Source organism: Alkaliflexus imshenetskii DSM 15055 (assembly GCF_000517065.1).
GTDB classification, from domain to species: Bacteria; Bacteroidota; Bacteroidia; order Bacteroidales; family Marinilabiliaceae; genus Alkaliflexus; species Alkaliflexus imshenetskii.
On the sequence record NZ_KI912105.1, the window covers coordinates 3033372 to 3054659 of the forward strand.

Genomic DNA, 21288 nt, shown 5'->3' on the forward strand with positions numbered 1-21288 from the left:
TCATAGACTATTATTTGATAATGATAAATTTTGGATATACTGCTTCGGAGTCCCGTCATATCGATATGGATGAACGGCTGCATCCGGCCATCGAGAAGATGCTTCACCGTGAACCATCACTTAAAGAGTGTATTGCATGTGGCCGGTGTGCCGCAGTATGCACGGCTGGTTACTTTACCGGTATGCAGTTTTATCGTTTAAATTTGATGGCTCACCGAGGACTCATTAATGAGATGAAGCAAGCAGCCAGAGCCTGCATGTTATGTGGAAAATGCCAAATGACCTGCCCCAAGGGCGTTAACATTCGGCACGGGGTGTTGTTGATGAGCCAGATTACAGACGTTTTGGATGTTTAGTGTTTATCGGTTTTTAAACACTGGTGTAGTGATAAAAATTGAACTGATTATGTACCATCCTTTTGTATTGCCTTTTGTTGTTGGTTTTTCAGTGATGGGCGTTGTACTTGTAGCCAGGTATATTTATTGGCTCAGGGGCATGTCGCCTGGCAACAGGCAACGTGTTCTGTGGGGCTTTTTTTCTCGCAGTACTTTGTTGGCGGTGAAAGAAATTTTGCAAGAATCTCTTTTGCATCTGAAAATTTTCCGGGTGAATCCGCTCCTTGGTTTCATGCATGCTAGTCTGGCATTTGGGTGGTTTATGCTCATTGTTGGCGGAAAACTGGAAACATGGTACTATACCGGCAATTTTTTCAACCCACCTTACTATGCAATATTTTTCCGCTATTTTGAGCCGCTCACCGAAGGTTTTTGGATGAACGGGGTACTGCTGTTTTATATGGAGCTTTCGTTGTTGATTGTGTTGTCCGGATTGTCGATAGCTGTTGTGAAGCGCATCCGCAAAAAGGTGGTTGGTATGAATAATACCACCAGGCACAATCCGGCCAATCGCATAGCACTTTTTTTTCTTTGGATGGTTTTTCCGTTGCGGTTGATGGCTGAGTCGGCCACGGTGGCAGTGCATGGTGGTGGCAGTTTTTTAACTACGGTTACTTCGTCACTCTTTCTCTCTCATGATTGGGCTGTATGGCTTGAATTGCCGCTCTGGTGGGCTTACTCAACTGGTTTGGGACTCTTCTTTCTGGCATTGCCATTTTCGCGTTATCTGCATATCCCCACCGAGATGGTGATGTTGCTGTTGAAAAAATGGGGGGTGCAACCTGAGCCGGGATTTAACCCTGAGAAAGGCGTACAGGCCTTTGAAGTGCATTCCTGCCCGGGATGCGGTGTTTGCCTCGATGTTTGTCCGGCCATGGGCGCCGGCATTAACTCGTTTCAATCAGCCTATTTTGTGCGGCAGGTACGTGCCGGGCACAATTATGAGACCATTGCCGATATGTGTCTCAACTGCGGTGCTTGTAAGGAAGCCTGTCCAGTGGGCATCAGCCTTGAAAGCCTGAGGCTGGATGCACGGAGTCATTTACATCGCAAAGCAAATTTTGACCATCGGTATCTTCACGGAACCATGACGCTGTGGCGCGATACAACCGAAGTGGTGCTCTATACAGGGTGTATGGGGCGCATCAATCCCAAGACCACCCAGGCTGTGAAATCGTTACTTCACGAAGCGGGTGTGAAGTTTATTCATCTCGATGAGCACGAATCCATCTGTTGTGGGCGCCCAATGGCATTGGCTGGCGCTGCAGAGCAGGCTAAAATGCTCATCCAAAGAAACCGTGAATTGATTCATGGGCAAAACGGACAACTGCTCGTGACGACCTGTCCCATCTGCTACCGCTATTTTTCTTCCGAATATGATTTAAATATTCCGGTGTTGCACCATTCTCAGTTTCTTTGGCAATTGATTGAAACGCAAAAATTGAATCGTCATAAAGGAAACTTGCGTTATGCCTATCATGACCCTTGTGAGTTGGGGAGGGGTGCAAATTGTTACGATGAGCCACGTAACCTGCTTTACACTGTGGGTGAGTTGGTGGCTTTGTCAAGTGAACGCAACAAAGCGCTTTGTTGTGGAAATAATATCGGTTCGCTGACACTCGCCGAAGAGCAAAAGCAAAAAATTACCGCCAATACGTTGACTGTTTTATCTGAGAATAGCCCAGATTATATTGTCACGGCTTGTCCAATGTGTAAAAACACATTGTCGCGTCAGAGTACATTGCCTGTGAGAGATTTGGCAGAGGTGATGCTAGAGTGCAAGGAGGTTAACGTTGCTGGCTCCCGCACACGCAAAAAACAGGCGAGTGTCAACGTAACGCCTTAAAAGGGATTGAACTTCTGAATCGAAAAAATCTTCCTCAATGCATCACTGCCATCAGGTTGTTTCTGGTTTCATTCATCATCATGAACGAGTTATTCAAATGTTGATTGCTCTTATTCAGAAAAATGTATAGTTCAAATTCTTTCTGTGCATAGCTGTTTAGGAGCATCATCCCAAAATCACTTACCCGAAAGGTTGGTTCATTTTTGTCTTTCTCGATTTCAACTACCGGACGCGGCGCCAGTCGGTTCATGTGGTTGATTATTTGCATGGCCTTGTTACGTGAGATGTGCAGCTCTTTTACCAGTCCTGCCATCTGTTCATCGGTGAGGATGAGATTTAGTAAGCGGTAATTTAAGGCATCCATTAAAACTTCGTTGTTGTAATGAATGGTTATGTTTCCGTTTAAGTTGAAGTTGTTTTTCATCCGTTTTTGATTTGGGAATTTTTTATTGATATTTTATGTGTATCTCCTGTTTTTTGTGTTTGTGAAGCAAATTTGATTCCTTTTTTGCATTAGTGGTGTTTTTTAAGTGGTTTGATGGGTTTAGTCATAGTGTACTTTAATTAAATCCTACTTTTTTGTAGTGTATATTCACAAAAAGTACTTTTTAGTAGGATGTTTTTTTGTGTTTATGGTGTGACTGTAAAAATAGTATACTTTTTTATGAAATGTGAATTATTTTACGGGTTTAATGTGAAATTATTATAAAATAATTGATTTGGTGGTGTTATTGATAGGGGGTGGATATTAAAATTCGTATTTTTAGCATTGTATTTTCAACACAATCTTGCCTAAACCATAACACAATACCACTATGCCCGATTTTTTTGAATCTTCAGCGAATGATTGCTATGGCATGAGGGAACTTAATCTCCTGCTCGATTTTAGTGAGTTGCTGAGCAACAAGGAGATAGATCTCAATCTTGTAATTGCCAGACTTGGTGAGCATTTGCTTGCCGAACGAATTATTCTTGCCATTCTAAACCGCGAGAGTGGGCAAATATTTGTAGAAGGGGCATTTGGTTTCGAGCAGGAGGAGAATGTGGTGTTAAGCTACCGACCGGGCGAAGGGGTCATAGGCTCTGTTATCAAAAGTGGCAAACAAATTTTGGTGCCAAAAATTGGTGATGCACCTGATTTTCTGAATCGAACCAAGTCACCAGTGACAGTGAATGGTGAGGATATTTCTTTTATCTGTGTTCCCATTCGGTATAAGGATGAAATCATTGGTTCACTGAGTTTTCACAAAGTGTATGGCCGCATGCGACTGTTTGATGAAGACGTTCGCCTCCTGAAAATTGTAGGTACTATGATTGGGCGCGCCGTACGTCGTCGTCAGGAGTATGCCGAGGAACTGGAGCAGTTACGTTGCGAAAACCAAAAGCTACGCGGGGTATTGAACCAACAGATAAAAACTGATTTTATCATTGGCAACAGCGGCAAAATGAACGATGTTTTTGCATTGCTTCAAAGTGTGGCAGGTACCGATGCCACAGTACTTATCCGTGGCGAAAGTGGTGTGGGTAAGGAGCTTATTGCTGATGCCATTCACCAGAACAGTCTGCGAAAAAATAACGCCTTTATTAAGGTAAACTGTGCCGCTTTGCCCGAAAATCTTATCGAAAGCGAGTTGTTTGGGCATGAAAAAGGTGCTTTCACAGGTGCTATTAACCAGCGGGTTGGCCGATTTGAAGCGGCGCATGGTGGCACAATCTTTCTGGATGAGTTTGGTGAGATACCCTTATCCACACAAGTTAAGTTGCTGCGCGTGATTCAGCAGCGCGAAATCGAAAGGGTAGGAGGTACCAAGCCGGTAAAAGTGGATGTGCGGATAATTTGTGCCACAAACCGAAACTTGGAAGAGCTTATTGCCAATGGGGAATTTCGCGAGGATTTATATTACCGGATAAATGTATTTCCTGTGTATGTGCCGCCGTTGCGTGAGCGGATAAACGACATTCCCGTACTGGCAAATTATTTCATCGAGAAGTTTAACAAACGTCACAACAAGAACATTAAACGCATTACTTCAATGGCCATCGATATGTTAATGGTTTATCACTGGCCAGGAAACATCAGGGAGTTGGAAAACTGTCTGGAGAGGGCCTGTATTCTTAGTACCGATGGGGTGATTCGGGCGCATAACCTGCCTCCTACGCTTCAAACTGCTGTGTCTAGCAAAACCACCGAAAGCGGTACGCTTGAGATGATTCTCGAGAAGCATGAGAAGCAACTGATAATTGATTCAATGGTTGCGAGCAAGGGCAATATGGTGAAAGCTGCAAAGGTTCTGGGAATTACCGAACGGATGATGGGCATCCGTATTAAAAAGTATGACATCGATCCAAGACGGTTTAAATTACGCTGATATTATGAGTAATCATCAATTCCAATTTTTATTTTGTGACTTTAATAACAGCACGCACGCTGCAGCTCTTGTGCAACTTATCAATGCATACAAGCAGGATCCCATGGGAGGCTCTGTTCCTTTTTCCGATGAGGAAGGACAGATTTTGATAAAGGGGCTGGCATCTCATTCATCCTGTTTTGTGTTGTTTGGCCTTTGTGATAATGTGTTTGCTGCAATGGCTACCTGTTTTGTAAACTACTCTACTTTTCAGTTGGCGCCTTATATCAACATCCATGATTTAATTGTGTTGGACACCTATCGAGGCAAGGGTTTAGGTAAGGCCATGCTTCAAAAGCTGTTTCAGATTGCTTCTGAACGTGGCTATTGTAAAGTAAATCTGGAAGTTAGGGAGGATAATTCTCGGGCAAAAACATTGTATGCCGGTTTGGGATTTGCCGAATGCGAACCACCCATGCACTTTTGGGAGCGACTGGTTTAGTCCTACATAAATGTAGGATGTACGACTGTTTTGTTTTAATAAGTGTCTTATAGTCTGCGAAATGCATTTTTTGGTACAGAGGTTGAGTAGAGGTAATTAACCTACCTGATTAATCTAACTATAAACCTATTAAAACATTAAGCCATGAAAGTCTTTGTACCCGTAATCGACAGTGCTTCTCACCGGTATGAGATTGCCGGCGGGTTTAGCGCATCCTGTTCCGTCTGTATTTTTGATACGTCTGACAACCATGTGACTTGGTACGATCCTTCGGGACTACCGGTTGATTTTGCGGAGATGCTCGAAGAGTTGAAACTCAATGGGGTGGTCAACGTGATTGCCACAGCCATGCAACCAATGGCGCTCAAAGTATTTAGTAACGGTGGTTTTAGGGTTTACCGCTCTGTGGGCAATGATTTACTCACCAATCTGGAATTATTAAAAATGCGCTGCCTGCCATTGTATGGATATGAGGAGGCATTGAGTGAAGTTCACTCATTTTGTGCTTCTTCATGTGCTTCATGCAGTTCGGCATTATGCCAAAACTGATTCCGAATGTTTCAAATGCCGCGCTTTGCTTAGGGTAGCCAGTTGTTTTTATCTAAACCAACCTAAACCAACTTTATTATATGGCTACTTGGAATTAAAAAGATGGCTTTTCAGTAAAAAATCAGAAACGTATAATTATGTCCACTTCAAATGCGTTAAGTTTTATCCGAAATTTTGAAACCGACACCCAAATGCGAAAGCTGTGCAACAGCTGTAAGTCCAGAGGAGAACTTCTGGACTTACTTTCTGGTATGGGGCTGCCATTTACCGAATTTGAGTTTGATGAGGTAATCAACAGTTTGCTGGTCAAATGCCAAACCTACGAACAGGCCGGCTATGTGAAGAATATAAAGGATTGGTTTTATCTTTTTGGATGAGGTGAAGAAGATGCTTGGAAATTAGTTATCGGCAACTGAACTGCTATTTTGCTTACTTCTGTTTTAAATGAAAAAAATGCCATCAGATGAATTTTATATTATTCGTCTGATGTTTTTTTATGCCATTAGAGCGACACGCTTTTCAACCAAAGTTTTGATTTCCTTGATTCCTTCTATCATGTTTTTTAAATCTTCATTAGTGGGTGTGCGGTAGCCAAAATCCTCTAGCGAACAAATGCCTTCGAATTTTCCTGTTAAAATGCAGGTCTGTTTGATGGATGGCGTAAGTTCAGGCTCAAACTGTTCTGCTTCGCGATAAAGCCCCAATGGTACATGGTGTGTGGGCAACTCTTCATAACAGGCCATTAATGCCACAAAGTACTTTTCAACCATCATCAGCGTGATGCTGTATTTCAGGTCGTTGTTAAACCGCGATGGCTCATTGATACTTCGTTTGAGAATGTCGAAGAACTGGTTGGCCTCTTGCAAAGTGTTTGATGCCAAAACCATATAATCATGGTCAATAGTTGCATGTTCCATATTGGTGGGTTTTGATTGGAAGTCAGTTTTAAATGTCATATCAAATCAGGGTAAATCAGAAATCAGGCCATGATTTTGTTTTGAGCAACCTGATATTTAATTGTGTTGCTAATGTTTTGTTATTCAAGACATAGGGATGTCTTTTTTTCTGATTGGTCTCCTGTGGTATCTGCAAAGCCATTTTTACGGGCACTAAAATCCTACGATTATGTATGATGCCGGTTTTTCAAATACCGGAATGTTGTAAATCAGATGATTGCTTATTTAAACTTAATTGAAATAGCTGCTTGTGGGTTATTGTAAGTAGTTGTATAATAGGAGTTAGCGCAAATTATTTTTTCTTAGGAACTATGTTTATTCTGCTTCGGCATACTTCTTTCAATAGGTGTATCCAGATTAACCAACATAAACTTTACTGCAATGAGAAAAATTGCCATTTATGGGAAAGGTGGTATCGGAAAAAGTACCACAACCCAAAACACTGTTGCCGGACTGGTAGAGATGGGCAAAAAAGTGATGATTGTGGGCTGCGACCCCAAAGCTGACTCAACCCGTCTGTTGCTTCACGGGCTTGCACAAAAAACCGTGCTGGATACTTTGCGCGATGAGGGCGAGGATATTGAGCTGGATGATGTGCTTAAGCCTGGTTTTGGTAATACACGCTGTGTGGAGTCTGGTGGCCCCGAACCAGGCGTAGGTTGTGCCGGACGAGGCATCATCACTTCAATAAACCTGTTGGAACAGTTGGGGGCTTATGATGAGGACAAAAAGCTTGATTATGTATTTTATGATGTATTAGGCGATGTGGTTTGTGGCGGTTTTGCTATGCCCATACGCGATGGTAAGGCCCAGGAGGTGTACATTGTATGCTCTGGTGAGATGATGGCCATGTATGCTGCCAACAACATCTGTAAATCCATCGCCAAGTTTGGTAAAGCAGGTGATGTCCGTTTGGGCGGTCTTATCTGTAATTCACGAAAAGTGGATAACGAAGCCAATATGATACAGGAGTTTGCCCGCAAGCTTGGCACACAGATGATTCATTTTGTGCCGCGCGACAATATGGTGCAACATGCCGAAATAAACCGCAAAACGGTAATTGACCATGCTCCTGAACATGTGCAGGCCGATGAATACCGCCAGCTGGCACAAAAAATCGACGAAAACAAAATGATGGTGCTGCCAACCCCGCTCTCTATCGACGACCTCGAAAAACTACTCATCGACTTTGGGGTACTTAACTAAACCAATCTACTAATCTGCTAAATCTATTCAATATGTATATGTTAAGAGCAATCGTACGCCCGGAAAAATCACCGGTGGTACTTAAAGCACTGTTTGATGCGGGTTTTCCTGCGGTTACCAAGTTGCCGGTTTTTGGACGTGGCAAACAGCGGGGATTAAAAGTGGGCGCTGTGACTTATGATGAACTGCCCAAAGAGATGTTGATGTTGGTAATTCAGAATAAAGACAAGGACTTTGTGGTTGAAACCATTATGAGTGCTGCACGCTCAGATGATGGCGGACAGTATGGAGACGGGAAAATTTTTGTCACGCCGGTTGAAGAGTCCTATACCATCTCATCAGGGTTTAAGGAGGTTTGAAGTTTGTAGTTCAGAGTTCAAAGTTTAGGGTTTATAGTTCAGAGTTTATAGTTCAAAGTTTAGGGTTCAGAGTTTATGGTTATGGATGCAGTTATTGGCTTTTACCGACAACTCTCAACTCTTAACCATTAACTACCAACTCTCAACACTCAACTCACAACCATTAACTACCAACTCACAACTCAAAAACCAACAACCTAAAACCAAACCAATAAAAGAATAACAGATGAAATTGATATTAGCAATAATACGAATAGCCAAAATGCAGGAAACCAAGCTGGCACTCTCCGATGTGGGTCTGCCATCATTCACTGCAATGCCGGTGTTCGGTCGTGGAAAGGGGCATGGCGACCTTGAGCGGGCGGCCGAGGTAAATCCCCAGCTCCATGAACTGATTCCCGAAGTGCCCCGATTCAAATCAAAACGGCTGATCACGCTGGTGGTGACCGATGACAAAAAAGATCTGGCCGTTGAAACCATTATCAAAGCCAACCAATCCGGTAAAAGTGGCGATGGAAAAGTTTTTGTGGTCAATACCTTTGACTCAATACGTGTGCGAACGGGCGAAACCGGTGATAAAACGCTTGATTAAAGGAGGATGTAATTATGGGAAAGACAAAAAAAATTGAACTGGACAAGTTCCGGGAGGCAGTGGTTGGGAAGTATCCCACCAAAGTAGGCCGTAAAAGGGCCAAAGCCATCATTAACAACGACCCGGATAATATTCCGCAGATTCAGGCCAACATCCGCACTGTGCCGGGTATCATCACACAAAGAGGATGTACTTATGCGGGATGCAAAGGGGTGGTGTTGGGCCCAACCCGCGACATTGTAAACATTACGCACGGTCCCATCGGATGTGCTTTCTACTCCTGGCTCACACGTCGAAATCAGACCCGTACCGAATCCGATATGGAGGAGAACTTCATTCCGTATGCTTTCTCAACCGACATGCAGGACTCTAACATTGTTTTTGGTGGTGAGGAGAAACTTAAACAGGCCATACGTGAGGCTGTGGAGCTTTTTAATCCCAAGGCAGTCGCCGTTTTTTCTACTTGTCCCGTAGGGCTAATTGGCGATGATGTGCATCGGGTTGCGAAACAGATGATGGAAGAGTATGACAACAAAATCAACATCTTCGGATTCTCCTGCGAAGGCTACCGCGGCGTATCACAATCTGCTGGTCACCACATTGCCAACAACCAGCTTTACAAGCACCTTATTGGTCGCGATGATTCGGTAAATGGCAAGTTTAAATACCGCGTTAACCTGCTGGGCGAGTACAACATTGGCGGCGACGCGTTTGTGTTGGAGGAGATGTTTGAAAAATGCGGCATCGAGTTGGTGGCCACATTTTCGGGTAACTCAACTGTGAACTCATTTGAAAATGCCCACACAGCCGATTTGTCGATGGTGATGTGCCACCGCTCCATCAATTACGTGGCCGAGATGCTCGAAACATCTTTTGGTATTCCATGGATAAAGGTCAATTTTATTGGTGCAGGTGCTACTGCCAAAGCCTTGCGCAAAGCAGCTGCCTATTTCGACGATGCCGAACTTAAAGCCAGAGTAGAAGAGGTGATTGTCGAAGAGATGGCCAAAGTGGAGGTTGTTCGTAACGCTGTTATACCCAAAACTACAGGCAAAACTGCCATGCTCTTTGTAGGTGGGTCGCGGGCGCACCATTACCAGGAGCTTTTTAACGAGCTTGGCGTTAAAACTCTGGCTGCCGGTTACGAGTTTGGTCACCGCGACGATTATGAAGGACGCCGCGTTATTCCAACCATTCAGATTGATGCCGATACCCGTAACATCGAAGAAATTACCGTGAGTAAGGATCAAACGCGTTACAAGGAGCGCATTTCAAAAGAACGCATCGAAGCCTTGGAGAAGGAAGTTGGTTTTGAATACAACGAGTACGCCGGTTTGATGGCCGATATGGAAAAGGGAGCATTGGTGATTGATGACCTGAGCCATTATGAGATGGACAAGCTGATTGAAATGTACAAACCGGATATTTTTTGTGCCGGCATCAAAGAGAAGTACGTAGCTCAGAAAATGGGAGTGCCACTCAAACAGCTTCACAACTACGATTCCGGAGGTCCTTATGCAGGTTTTCAGGGTGCCATCAATTTCTATAACGACATTGCCATGATGATGTCTACATCCATCTGGAAAGAGATGAAGGCACCGTGGGAGCGTGAGGAGGTTATTGAAGCAGTTTATGCCTCCTAAACCTTTAAATGGCAGAAATAGTTGAGCATTAGTTTGATGTGATTTATATTTCTGTTATTCAGTAAAATCTAAACCTGATTAATTATGTTATTACGACACACAACACCCAAAGAGATAGACAGGAAGGCATTGACCATCAATCCGGCCAAAACCTGTCAGCCTGTGGGGGCAATGTATGCAGCCCTGGGACTGCATGGTTGTTTGCCCCACAGCCACGGTTCGCAAGGTTGCTGCTCATACCACCGCAGCATGCTCACACGACATTTCAAGGAGCCTGTGATGGCTGCTACCAGCTCATTTACCGAAGGTGCTTCAGTGTTTGGCGGTTCGGCCAACCTGGTGCAATCCATCAATACCATCTTCTCCGTGTATAACCCTGACGTAATTGCCGCCCACACCACGTGTCTTTCAGAGACCATTGGCGACGATATGACAGCAATTATTGCAAAAGCGGCCGATGATGGTATGATACCCGAGGGCAAAAAGGTGATTTACTGCAACACGCCAAGCTATGTGGGAACGCACGTAACCGGCTATGCCAATCAGGTGAGTGCTTTTGTGAAATTCTTCTCAAAGGCCACCCTGAAAAAGAAAAATGTGGTGAACCTGGTGGCGGGATGGATGGAGCCTTCGGACATGCGCGAGATTAAGCGTCTGGCCAAGGAGTTGGAAGCCCGCACCATCCTGTTTCCCGATATGAGCGATGTGCTGGATGCGCCCCTTGATGGTAAGTTTCAAATGTATCCGGCTGGTGGCACCACCACCGCCGATATGGAAGCCACTGGCGACAGTAAATTCACCATTGGCATTGGCCCCTATTCCACCGAAGATGCCTGCATTACCCTCGAGAATAAATGTAAAGTGAAATTCGAGGTGGTGGATATACCCATTGGTTTGAAGGCCACCGACCGGTTCATCATGTCGTTAAGCCGTCACGCAAACGTTCCGGTGCCCGACGCCATCACGCTGGAGCGTGGCCGTTTGGTCGATTTAATTGCCGACAGCGCCCGAAATCTATATGGCAAACGTGTGGCATTGTGGGGCGACCCCGACACACTTATTCCTTTGTGCGAGTTTCTGGTGTCGTTGGATATGAAACCGGTTTATGTGGTGAGTGGCACTTCAGGAAAACTTTTTGATGAACGCATGGGTGAAATATTAAAGAATATCCCCGAGGCAAAATACAAATGTGGTGAGCGTGCCGATATGTTTATGATGCACCAGTGGATTAAGCAGGAAGGCGTGGATTTGCTCATTGGCAACACCTATGGCAAATATATTGCCCGTGATGAGGACACACCATTTGTGCGCTTCGGCTTTCCGATTGCCGACCGTCCGGGGCATAACTATATGCCTAAGACCGGCTACCAGGGCGCAGCCAATTTACTGGTTCAAATTCTCAACGCCTTTCTCGATTATGAAGACCGTACCTGTCCCGAAGAGAAAGTGGAGTTTCAGATTTAAGAATCAATTATCTTTTGATAATTTTTCTTTGAAAGGTCACTGGAGTATAACTCTGGTGGCCTTTTCTGTTTATATACAAATGGGCTGATGAAATCGACTATAGTAGAGAATATTTGATTATGTTATTCAGATAAATGATAGTAATGTATGCTGTTTTGATATAGTATTTTGATAGTCTGGCGATTTGCGTGTCATGTCTTGATGGGTGTTTAATGAGTTTGTGTTGCTCTATTAGTTTGATGACATTTTAATGGCGCGTTTTTTTTGTAGCTAATAATTTAAACAGATGTGATTTTTAATTAACTTTTATCTGTCAAGTCTTAACTCTGAGTTTATTAAAAAAAAGACGGTTGTAGTTGGTGTATTTTGTAAACACTTGATTGTATTGGTGTTTTGTTTGGATTTTGGTGAACATTGCTTAAGTCAGGCATTCCAGATTCGACGATTGTACAATGCTATCTGTTATTCAGATCTTTAGGTTTAAACCATGGTTGATAGCAAATTATGGCGTTTAATGATAATTGTCCAAATAAGTATGACTTTTTTTTAATCACTTTTTAGCATCAAGTATATGAAAAAGCGAGCAGCCAACATGATTATTGAACAATTGGTATTACATGGGGTCGATTATGTGTTTGGAGTAACTGGAAAAGCTATCTCCCCATTAATTGATGCTTTAATCGATTTTGATTCAATACAGTTTATAGCAACCAAACATGAGACAGGTGCTGCATTAATGGCCTATGGATATGCTCAAGGAACCGGGAAGATTGGAGTTTGTTGTGGCACAACCGGCGGAGGTTCAACGAATTTGGCTACAGGAGTGGCTACTGCTTTTATGAATTCAATTCCTTTACTGGTTGTTACTGGTCAGGTTTCAACTTTTGAGTTTGGTAAGGGTGCCTTTCAGGAATCAACTGGTCAGGGGCAGTCTATAAATACGGTTGATTTTTTCAAATCCATTTCCAAAGCAAGTATTTTTATTGATAGCGTGGACAATATTCGTGAAAAAATAGATCATGCCATTCAACTGGCCACTACCGGGCGCATGGGACCAGTACATATCAACATCCCTTTTAATTTGCAATTGGCAGAGTTACCTATACCAGATGTTGAAACCTCCATTGCTACTAATCATAATAAGGATAATGCATGTTTTGATAGTGATGTGATTGAGGCGGTTCAGCTTTTAGTAGAATCAATAAATCCGGTTTTTTTAATCGGATGGGGAGCTGTATTATCAGGAGCTCACAGGGATATTATCAGTATAGCTGAACGTTATGATATTCCTGTTGCAACAACGATTCAAGGGAAAGGAGGGATTCCGTCCAATCACTACTTATGTTTAGGCATATTTGGCGTGTGCGGTCACTCCATGGCTTCTGATTATATTTTTGAACATGCCGACCTGGTGATAGCGGTTGGTACCACCTTTGGTGAGTTTTCTACTTTTAATTGGGACGACAGGGTGGTATCCAATAAAAAAATGATTCAGATCGATATTGACCATAGAGAAATAGGCAAAAACTATCCGGTAACACTTGGGATAAACGGCGATGCAAGCGTTATTGCAAGGCTTTTAAAAGTTGAGTTGGAAAGAATCAATCCTTCGCCAAAGAATTCGGGAAGGCAGGTGGAGGAGATGATTGATCGAATTGGTCGTGTTATCAACCCTCATTTGATGGATTCTTTGCAAGTTCCGTTAAAACCTCAAAGAGTCATGAAGGAAATTCGTGACAATACACCTGACAATACATTATTTTTGGCCGACTCAGGCGCTCATTGGGCATGGGCAATGCACTATCTGCATGTTCATCACGGGGGTGGGTTTTACCCTACCTTGGGTTTGGGCTCAATGGGCGCATCTATATGCTCCTCAGTAGGAATAAAGTTGGCAAAACCTGATCATCCTGTGGTGTGTATTTGTGGAGATGGTTCTTTTTTAATGTATGGAAATGAGATAACAACTGCTGGTCATTACAATGTACCCGTTATCTGGATTATCCTAAATGATGCACGATATAACTTACCGTCTCATTCCATAAAAAAGATGTTTGATCGCACCATTGGCGTGGATTTTAGAGAGATTAATTTCTCGAAGCTGGCCGAAGTTTATGGTCTAAAGGGATACAGAATTGAAAAACCAGGGGATCTTTCTATCGCCTTGCAGGAATCATTGTATCTTAATAGTCCTGTGGTTATTGATGTTGTAATTGATCCGGATGAAATGCCCCCTTTGGGCCGAAGAAAGCTTACAGTGTGATATCAATTTATAACAAATTGGTGACATGGCATGGTTCCTATTTTTTGTTGGTATCAATAGAGACTGTTTAAAAAATGTATTAATTCTGTTTTAAAGATTATTAGATGCTAGATATTTAGACTGATAGATAAGATAAATCTAATTATCTTTTTCTACTACTCTATCTGTTTAAATTCTAACATTATTAGCGTCTGTATCATGTTTTATAAATTAAAATTATACAGTTACTCAACTAATTAAATATTATGGAGAACTTTGAAAAATCTGATATAATCACGGATGTGGCATTTAATAAAAGCAAAAAGCATTTTCTTCCCCGAAATGAGCAAATGCGCATTAATACCATTTTAAAGAATAACCTTTTGCGCTTTTTATCTGAGGTTCAGTCACAGCCTCAACGACCGGAAACCATGAAAATGTTTGATGCAATGATGAACGACATGCATGGTCAGCGAGTTAAGGACTTGTATAATTATCGAAACAACGGAATGCATGTAGTTGCTATGCTTGATAGCAACATTCCTCATGAGTTGATATATGGGATTAATGGATTTATACCTGTTGGTATATGTATGGGGGCAGGCGAGGTTGAGGAGTATGTTGAGGATATTGCACACGGTTTAAGTACACCAGTGAAGTCGATGATTGGTTTTTTGAAAACCGGCATGTGTGTATTTTTTAATTTGGCAGATTTTGTGGTTGGAACCAATTTGTGTCCTGATATAGTTAAGGCTTCTGAAATTATTGAAAAGAGTTCATCTGACTTTAACGTTTTTAATATAAAATATCAAAAGCACAATGAGAATGTAACAGTTGATTTAAACGATTTGCTGATATGGATTAACAAAGTTTCTGGCAATAAAGGTCTGGATAGAGAGCGATTCTCGGAATATTGCATGTTGTATTCTGAAATTAGAAATCAGTACCATAAAATCTCAGAACTGCGTGCCTTACCAAATCCCCCAATCGATGGAAGAAACAGTCTGTGGACGCAACAGATTTTCTCTGTTCAGGAACCGGTTACTCTGCTTAAAGCTCTTAAAAACCTTTATTCTGAATTGTTGCAGCACGTTAAAGACGGGATAGGATACAATCCTGAAGGTAAAAGGAAACGGGTTCTGCTTATCTGCCCCAGAATAATGCCGCCTTTCACCGAAATCTACCGTTTAATAGAGCTAAGTGGTGGGCTTATAGTTCATGAGCTTACAGATATGGGTATTTATAATATTAAATATCAAGTTGATAGTCTGATTGAGCTTGTTGATGATGAGATATCATGGCCGGTTGCCGCAGTCAAATACCTGGTAGAACAAATTGATTGTAATCAGGCATCCAGTTTTAGATGTTTTGATAAAGATGCTATTGCCAAGGCTATAAGTGACTACAGCATCGAAGCTGTTATATGCTTTAACTTTGATGGATGCAATGAAATGGATGAGAAAATTTCCGGAATATCCAATTACCTTGTTGATAACAAAATACCCAAATTAATACTACGGTCAGACTATATGCGCATTTTTAGTAACAGCTCTGACTATCGCCAAAAAATATCGGATTTTCTAAGTTGATAAGTGTAAATCGGATTTTTCTTATTGATTTAGGTGATTATCTTAATTATATTTATAGATGACGACTTTGGTTAATTCAAATGTTTGATTCTATGGATGCAGATAAAAAACACAACGATAGAAGCGCACGCTCAACCAACAATAATTTGGACTTTCAAGCCAAGGCAGAATATCTTGAAAAGTTGATTTCAGCTCAGGAGGATATTCAAATGTTTGTGGTTTGCCTCGATTCTGAAAAGGATTATGTCATTTCATTTAGTGAAGGACAGATAGCCATAAAAAACAGATTGCAAACGAAGGATGTTGCAGGTAAAAAAGTATCCGAGGTTTTGGGCGCAGAACTATTCACAACATTGAAACCTTATTATGTTCGAGCCTTTGAGGGTGAAACAGTTAAGTATAGAGGCTTTTTATTCAATGGTCGTTACTATTCCACCATTCTTTCGCCTCTTACATTCGATTTAAAGGGTTTGGTTACTGAAGTGGTTGGAAACACTCAGGATATAACCGATGAGTACTATAAAGAGATAGAGAATAAAAAGAAAACAGATATTCTCGATAGCATAATAAAGAATAATCCATATAGCATCCAAATTCTAAACGAAGAGGGTAGACATGTGCGTCATAACAGCGCATTTATTCACATGTTTAAATCTGTACCGGATGAGAATTGGTCAATCTTCAACGATCCGCTTATACAGCAGAGTGGAATATCTCGTTTAGTAGATCAAGTGTACAACGGAGAAATCATAAAAACTCCTCCTTTTTGGTATAATGCCAATTGGGTAGATCCAAAATATCCGGATATACCTATCTGTCTGGGTTCTGTAATTTTCCCAGTGACTTCATCAAACAATAAACTAGAGTTTGTTGTAGTGATGCACGAAGACATAACCATGAGAGTCAGAGCCGAAGAAGAATTGATACAGGCCAAAAATAAGGCCGAAGAAGCCGATAGGTTAAAATCAGCCTTCCTGGCAAATATGAGCCATGAAATCCGTACCCCCATGAATGGCATTCTGGGATTTGCCGAATTGCTTAAAAATCCTAAACTCACTCCGGATAAACAGCAAAAATACGTTCAGATAATAGAGCAGAGCGGCATACGGTTATTAAATATCATCAATGATTTAATAAATATTTCCAAGCTGGAATCCGGACTTATGGAGGTGAATTTGGTCGAGATTGTTGTGAATGAGCAGTTAAGATTTTTATATGACTTTTTTGAAATAGAAGCCACTCGAAAAGGATTGAAGCTAAATCTGATTATGCCTGAATTGTCAACTGATTTAAAAATTGGAACTGACAAAGAAAAGTTTCTGGCAATATTTACAAACCTAATTAAGAATTCTTTGAAGTTTACAAAAGAGGGGGGTATCGATTTTGGGTATTCATTAGAGAATGGGGATTATACTTTTTTTGTGAAAGATTCAGGAATTGGTATTGCTGAAAGCAAACAGAGAATAATATTTGACCGATTTGTGCAAGCCGAACCAGCCGATAACGAAGTTAATGAAGGTGCAGGTTTAGGTTTATCAATATCCAAAGGTTTTGTGGAGATGCTTGGGGGTAAGATTTGGCTCGAATCGGAAAAGGGGAAGGGCACCAGCTTTTTCTTTAAGTTACCACAAGTTTTAAGTGAGTTGGAGTATAAGGTTGAGAAGATACCTAATAAACCTTCTTATCATGACAATGGTAAATTTAATATAAACGTTTTAGTTGTGGATGATGATGAGGTTTCTTTGTTGTTTTTAGTGCATTTATTAGAAGGATGTTGTAAGAAGGTTTTCATGGCCAGAGATGGAAATGAGGCTATAAAAATTTGTCTTGAGAGGCATGATGTTGAATTGGTTCTGATGGATATTAAAATGCCAGAGTTGGATGGGTTTAATGCCGCAAAAGCCATAAGGGAGTGGCGCCCTAATTTGCCCATCATTGCCCAAACCGCTTACGCTACCGAGGTCGAAAAGGAAAACTATAAAGCGGTTTTTGACCAGTATGTAACCAAACCTGTTAGCGTTGATGTGTTGAAAAGTACCATAAGTCGTTATTTAAAACAGATTTAATTAGGATTTTTTTATTTAAGATGACACCGGGTTTGAGGTGAATTAAATTGTATTCTCCGTTTTAATAGAAATCTGATTCAAAAGCGATTGGTATAAACCTCACTATCAAGTCAATAACGGTTTTGTGTGTAAGGTATGTTAATTCAGTTTATAAATTGGGTTAATTGTATGGTTATGAACAATGATGTGTTATCATATATCGACTTTGACAGGGTAAATAATGTGCTCGATGGGTTTCATAACACGATGGGCTATGCATTTGCCGTTGTTGACCTTAATGGGAATGTGTTATCCAATGGAGGATGGAAACCGCCCGTGATTGATCTGAATTGCATTGATCCTTTGAGAAAACTGCCTATCGAAGAGAGGTGTAATCAGATATTACCATCCAAAAGTCCTAATACTACATTTCATTTTTACAAATGTGTAAATGGACTATTTGAGGTGGTAGCTCCCATTGTAGTCAACAATGTCCATATCGCCAATATTGTTTCGGGCCTTTTTTTATTAAAAGAGTCTGAAGCAGATGATGAAAGTCAACTTTATCGCTCATTGTGTGGAGAAATACTAAGCCACGGGGTAATTCCTGTTGTCACCAAGGAGATGTTGGTCAAGGTTTTGGATTTATTGGTTGATGTTTTACATTTGGTCGTGGAGCTTGCTATTCAAAAGCACGAGCAAATAGAATTAAACAAAGAGCTGTTAAATAGTGAACAGAAGTTTAAATCTGTGTTTGAGTCGGCAAGCGTGGGCAAATCAATCACTCTCCCTACTGGTGAAATTTTTGCAAACCAAGTGCTGTGCAGTATGTTAGGATATACACCTGCAACTTTAAATGGCAAAAAGTGGCACGAAATTACTTACACTGACGATATACCTTATAGCATTTCGGTAACCGATGATCTTTTAAATGGTAAATACCAATCAGCCAGATTGGAAAAGAGATTGATACGTAATGACGGAGCTATTTTGTGGGCTGATGTGAGCGTGTCTATGGTACTGGATTTGGATGGAAGTCCCATGCATTTTGTGACTAATATAATTGATATTTCAGAGCGAAAGCAAATTGAGTTTTTACTCAATGAAAAGCTTGAGCTGATTACCGAGATGGGCAAGATGGCGAAAATCGGAGGATGGGAGTTCGACGCCGTCACAGGAAAAGGAACCTGGACCGAAGAAACAGCCCGAATTCATGACCTGGATCCCGATGATGAAACCTCAATGCTACAAGGCCTCTCATTTTACAAGGATGAATCGCGCAAAATCATAGAAGAAGCTATAAAGAATATTCTGGAAACTGGTGAACCATACAACCTCGAGTTAGAGCTTGTTTCTGCTAAGGGTGTTGAAAAATGGGTTCACACCATAGGTCACGCTATAATTGAAAATGGAAAGGTTATTAAAGTGCGTGGGTCGTTTCAGGATATTACCCAAAGAAAGAGGATGGAGTCAAATCTTAGGGAGAGTGAAGAGAAATTTCGCTTACTATTTCAGGAACATTCAGCTGTCAAACTTATTATTAACCCTCTAAATGGCGATATTGTTGAAGCTAATAATGCGGCAGCCCAGTTTTATGGATGGACTGTTGATGAGTTGCTAAATATGAAAATTTCGTCAATCAGTATGTTGGAGGCGGAACAGGTGAATCGCGATATGGCTATGGTAATGCAAAATGGGAGCCATCAGTTTGAATCCAAACACAGAAGGTCTGACAGTAAAGTTGTTGATGTAGAGGTTTTTAGTGGTAAGGTGTTGTTGGGAGGAGAAGTATTTTTTCACTCGATAATTCACGATATTTCTGATAAAATAAGGATTCGAGAGGAGATGACACTTCTCAAAAAAGCTGTGGAAGCTGCAAATGTGTCCATCAATATTACCGATTCACTTGGAAACCTTGTTTATGTTAATCCTTTTTTTGAGAAGTTGACAGGCTACAAAAGCAATGATGTAATTGGACGTAACCCTCGCTTTTTAAAGTCAGGTTATCATTCCAGACAGTTTTATGAGCAATTTTGGCAGACTTTGCTTTTGGGCAATGTTTGGGAAGGTGAAATATTAAACAGAAAAAGTAATGGTGAGTTATACTGGGTTAAAGCACACATATCGCCTATCAGGAATGAGAAGGGTGAGACTGTAAATTATGTGTCCATCAAGGAGGATATCACAGAGAAAAAAAGCATACATCATCAGCTTGTTATTGCTAAAGAAAAAGCTGAGGAGAGCGACAGACTGAAAACGGCATTTTTAAACAATATCTCGCATGAATTAAGAACACCGTTGAATGGGATCCTTGGCTTCGGACATTTTTTGGCTGATCCAAGCCTGTCTCCCGAAAAAAGGAGACTTTATTATGATTTTGTAAAGTCGTCAAGCGAGAGATTGTTGAATACTGTTACTGATTATATTGATATGGCAATGTTGGTTTCTGGCTCAATGGCTATCAACAAACAGGCCGTTGATGTTAATGCGATGATCAATGAGCTTTCAACATGGGCAGAAAGTTTGTGTAATACTAAGGGGCTGAATTTTAAAGCGTCAACATCTGGCAATGCAAAAGATTGTCAGCTATATACAGATGCAGAATTGCTCAAAAAGATTTTACAGATTGTTATTCAAAATGCGGTGAAATTTACCAATAGAGGTTCAGTTTTACTTGAATGCAGCTTAAGTCATAATGCAGTTGATTTTTCTATTAAAGACACTGGGGTTGGAATTGAGAAGAGCAAGCAGGAATTTATTTTTGAGATGTTTACTCAGGAGGATATCTCAAATACGCGCACTCATGAAGGCAGTGGCCTGGGATTGGCCATTGCACGGGGTTTGGTTAACTTGCTTGATGGGAAAATAATGGTTGAATCTGAAAAGGGACAAGGCTCTATGTTCATTGTATCTATTCCCATCGAAAAAATGGATAACGTGGAAGATATTGCTTTACAATGCGCTGTTGCCTCACCGAACAACAGCGATGCACTGGTTCTTGTTGCCGAGGACGACGAATTAAATTTCTGTTACATTGAGTCTTTGCTAGAGCTTATGGGTTATAACTATTTACATGCCCGTGATGGATTAGAGGCGGTTAATTACTGTAAACAAAACAGTGCTATCACTTGTGTTCTGATGGATATAAAGATGCCCGTAATGGATGGAATACAAGCCGCTAAGGCTATTCGGGAGTTTCGACATGATTTACCAATAATTGCTACTACTGCTTTTGCTCAGACAGGGGATGCGGAGCGCTTCTTAAACGCTGGATTTGATGAGTACATTTCAAAACCAATTGCCAAAGAGAAACTCATGTCCATACTAGAAAGCTTAATTGCCAAAACATCAAAAAGATAGTGTGGGGTTTTGATGAAAATTAAGCTGCAATTTCTTGCTTTCCTATTTAAGAAATAGATTTTTGTAAGCAGGTTGGTTCTTTAAGATATAATAGTATTCCCCTCAAAAACTCTGTGAAATCTTCGTTTTTGAAGGGAATACCATTGTTGTTAATTGTTGGCTCTGATATCCCAATGCTTTATGTTTTTAATC

Annotated in this window: 17 protein-coding genes; 15 read left to right on the top strand and 2 right to left on the bottom strand. The window is 41.3% G+C overall.

Annotation, left to right across the window (positions count from 1 at the left end; all coding sequences use genetic code 11):
* Nucleotides 1-20 precede the first annotated feature (20 nt).
* On the top strand, nucleotides 21-356 hold the full coding sequence (locus ALKIM_RS0112765) for a 4Fe-4S dicluster domain-containing protein (RefSeq protein WP_026474991.1): 336 nt from the start codon (nucleotides 21-23) through the stop codon (nucleotides 354-356).
* 28 nt (nucleotides 357-384) lie between these two features.
* Nucleotides 385-2241: a (Fe-S)-binding protein gene (locus ALKIM_RS18500; RefSeq protein ID WP_162148818.1), complete on the top strand. Its 1857-nt coding sequence runs from the start codon at nucleotides 385-387 to the stop codon at nucleotides 2239-2241.
* Nucleotides 2242-2275: 34 nt separating this feature from the next.
* Here ALKIM_RS18500 and ALKIM_RS0112775 read toward each other — a convergent pair whose 3' ends face one another.
* Nucleotides 2276-2665, bottom strand: coding sequence for a winged helix-turn-helix domain-containing protein (locus ALKIM_RS0112775; RefSeq protein WP_026474992.1), 390 nt, complete (start codon nucleotides 2663-2665; stop codon nucleotides 2276-2278).
* 433 nt (nucleotides 2666-3098) lie between these two features.
* On the opposite strand from ALKIM_RS0112775, the gene ALKIM_RS0112780 reads away from it, so the two are divergent.
* From ALKIM_RS0112780 to ALKIM_RS0112795, 4 genes are all read left to right on the top strand, one after another.
* A complete protein-coding gene (locus ALKIM_RS0112780; RefSeq protein WP_157363904.1) occupies nucleotides 3099-4610 on the top strand; it encodes a sigma 54-interacting transcriptional regulator in 1512 nt (503 codons plus the stop codon).
* A gap of 4 nt (nucleotides 4611-4614) precedes the next feature.
* Nucleotides 4615-5091, top strand: coding sequence for a GNAT family N-acetyltransferase (locus tag ALKIM_RS0112785; RefSeq protein WP_026474994.1), 477 nt, complete (start codon nucleotides 4615-4617; stop codon nucleotides 5089-5091).
* Between the two features lie 144 nt (nucleotides 5092-5235).
* A complete protein-coding gene (locus ALKIM_RS0112790; RefSeq protein WP_026474995.1) occupies nucleotides 5236-5640 on the top strand; it encodes a NifB/NifX family molybdenum-iron cluster-binding protein in 405 nt (134 codons plus the stop codon).
* A 137-nt stretch (nucleotides 5641-5777) separates the two neighbouring features.
* Complete coding sequence (locus ALKIM_RS0112795; RefSeq protein WP_026474996.1) at nucleotides 5778-6017, top strand: hypothetical protein; 240 nt, start codon at nucleotides 5778-5780, stop codon at nucleotides 6015-6017.
* Between the two features lie 117 nt (nucleotides 6018-6134).
* On the opposite strand, the gene ALKIM_RS0112800 is transcribed toward ALKIM_RS0112795, so the two are convergent.
* A complete protein-coding gene (locus ALKIM_RS0112800; RefSeq protein WP_218916701.1) occupies nucleotides 6135-6596 on the bottom strand; it encodes a hypothetical protein in 462 nt (153 codons plus the stop codon).
* Between the two features lie 381 nt (nucleotides 6597-6977).
* On the opposite strand from ALKIM_RS0112800, the gene nifH reads away from it, so the two are divergent.
* The 9 genes from nifH (at nucleotide 6978) to ALKIM_RS19360 (ending at nucleotide 21096) form a co-directional block, all read left to right on the top strand.
* Nucleotides 6978-7802 (top strand): nitrogenase iron protein, encoded by an 825-nt coding sequence (gene nifH / locus ALKIM_RS0112810; protein WP_026474998.1) that lies wholly within the window; start codon nucleotides 6978-6980, stop codon nucleotides 7800-7802.
* A 32-nt stretch (nucleotides 7803-7834) separates the two neighbouring features.
* Nucleotides 7835-8161: a P-II family nitrogen regulator gene (locus tag ALKIM_RS0112815; RefSeq protein ID WP_026474999.1), complete on the top strand. Its 327-nt coding sequence runs from the start codon at nucleotides 7835-7837 to the stop codon at nucleotides 8159-8161.
* Between the two features lie 226 nt (nucleotides 8162-8387).
* Nucleotides 8388-8753: a P-II family nitrogen regulator gene (locus ALKIM_RS0112820; RefSeq protein WP_026475000.1), complete on the top strand. Its 366-nt coding sequence runs from the start codon at nucleotides 8388-8390 to the stop codon at nucleotides 8751-8753.
* A gap of 14 nt (nucleotides 8754-8767) precedes the next feature.
* Complete coding sequence (locus tag ALKIM_RS0112825) at nucleotides 8768-10396, top strand: nitrogenase component I subunit alpha (protein ID WP_026475001.1); 1629 nt, start codon at nucleotides 8768-8770, stop codon at nucleotides 10394-10396.
* Between the two features lie 84 nt (nucleotides 10397-10480).
* Entirely contained in the window at nucleotides 10481-11860 is a 1380-nt protein-coding gene (nifK, locus tag ALKIM_RS0112830; RefSeq protein WP_026475002.1) for a nitrogenase molybdenum-iron protein subunit beta, read from the top strand.
* Nucleotides 11861-12431: 571 nt separating this feature from the next.
* A complete protein-coding gene (locus ALKIM_RS0112835; RefSeq protein WP_026475003.1) occupies nucleotides 12432-14123 on the top strand; it encodes a thiamine pyrophosphate-binding protein in 1692 nt (563 codons plus the stop codon).
* Between the two features lie 245 nt (nucleotides 14124-14368).
* Nucleotides 14369-15691: a 2-hydroxyacyl-CoA dehydratase family protein gene (locus ALKIM_RS0112840; protein WP_026475004.1), complete on the top strand. Its 1323-nt coding sequence runs from the start codon at nucleotides 14369-14371 to the stop codon at nucleotides 15689-15691.
* Nucleotides 15692-15783: 92 nt separating this feature from the next.
* The gene (locus ALKIM_RS19355; RefSeq protein ID WP_162148819.1) at nucleotides 15784-17757 is read left to right on the top strand and encodes a PAS domain-containing hybrid sensor histidine kinase/response regulator; all 1974 of its coding nucleotides are present in this window, start codon (nucleotides 15784-15786) and stop codon (nucleotides 17755-17757) included.
* Nucleotides 17758-17925: 168 nt separating this feature from the next.
* Nucleotides 17926-21096: a PAS domain S-box protein gene (locus ALKIM_RS19360; RefSeq protein WP_162148820.1), complete on the top strand. Its 3171-nt coding sequence runs from the start codon at nucleotides 17926-17928 to the stop codon at nucleotides 21094-21096.
* The last annotated feature ends 192 nt before the right edge of the window (nucleotides 21097-21288 follow it).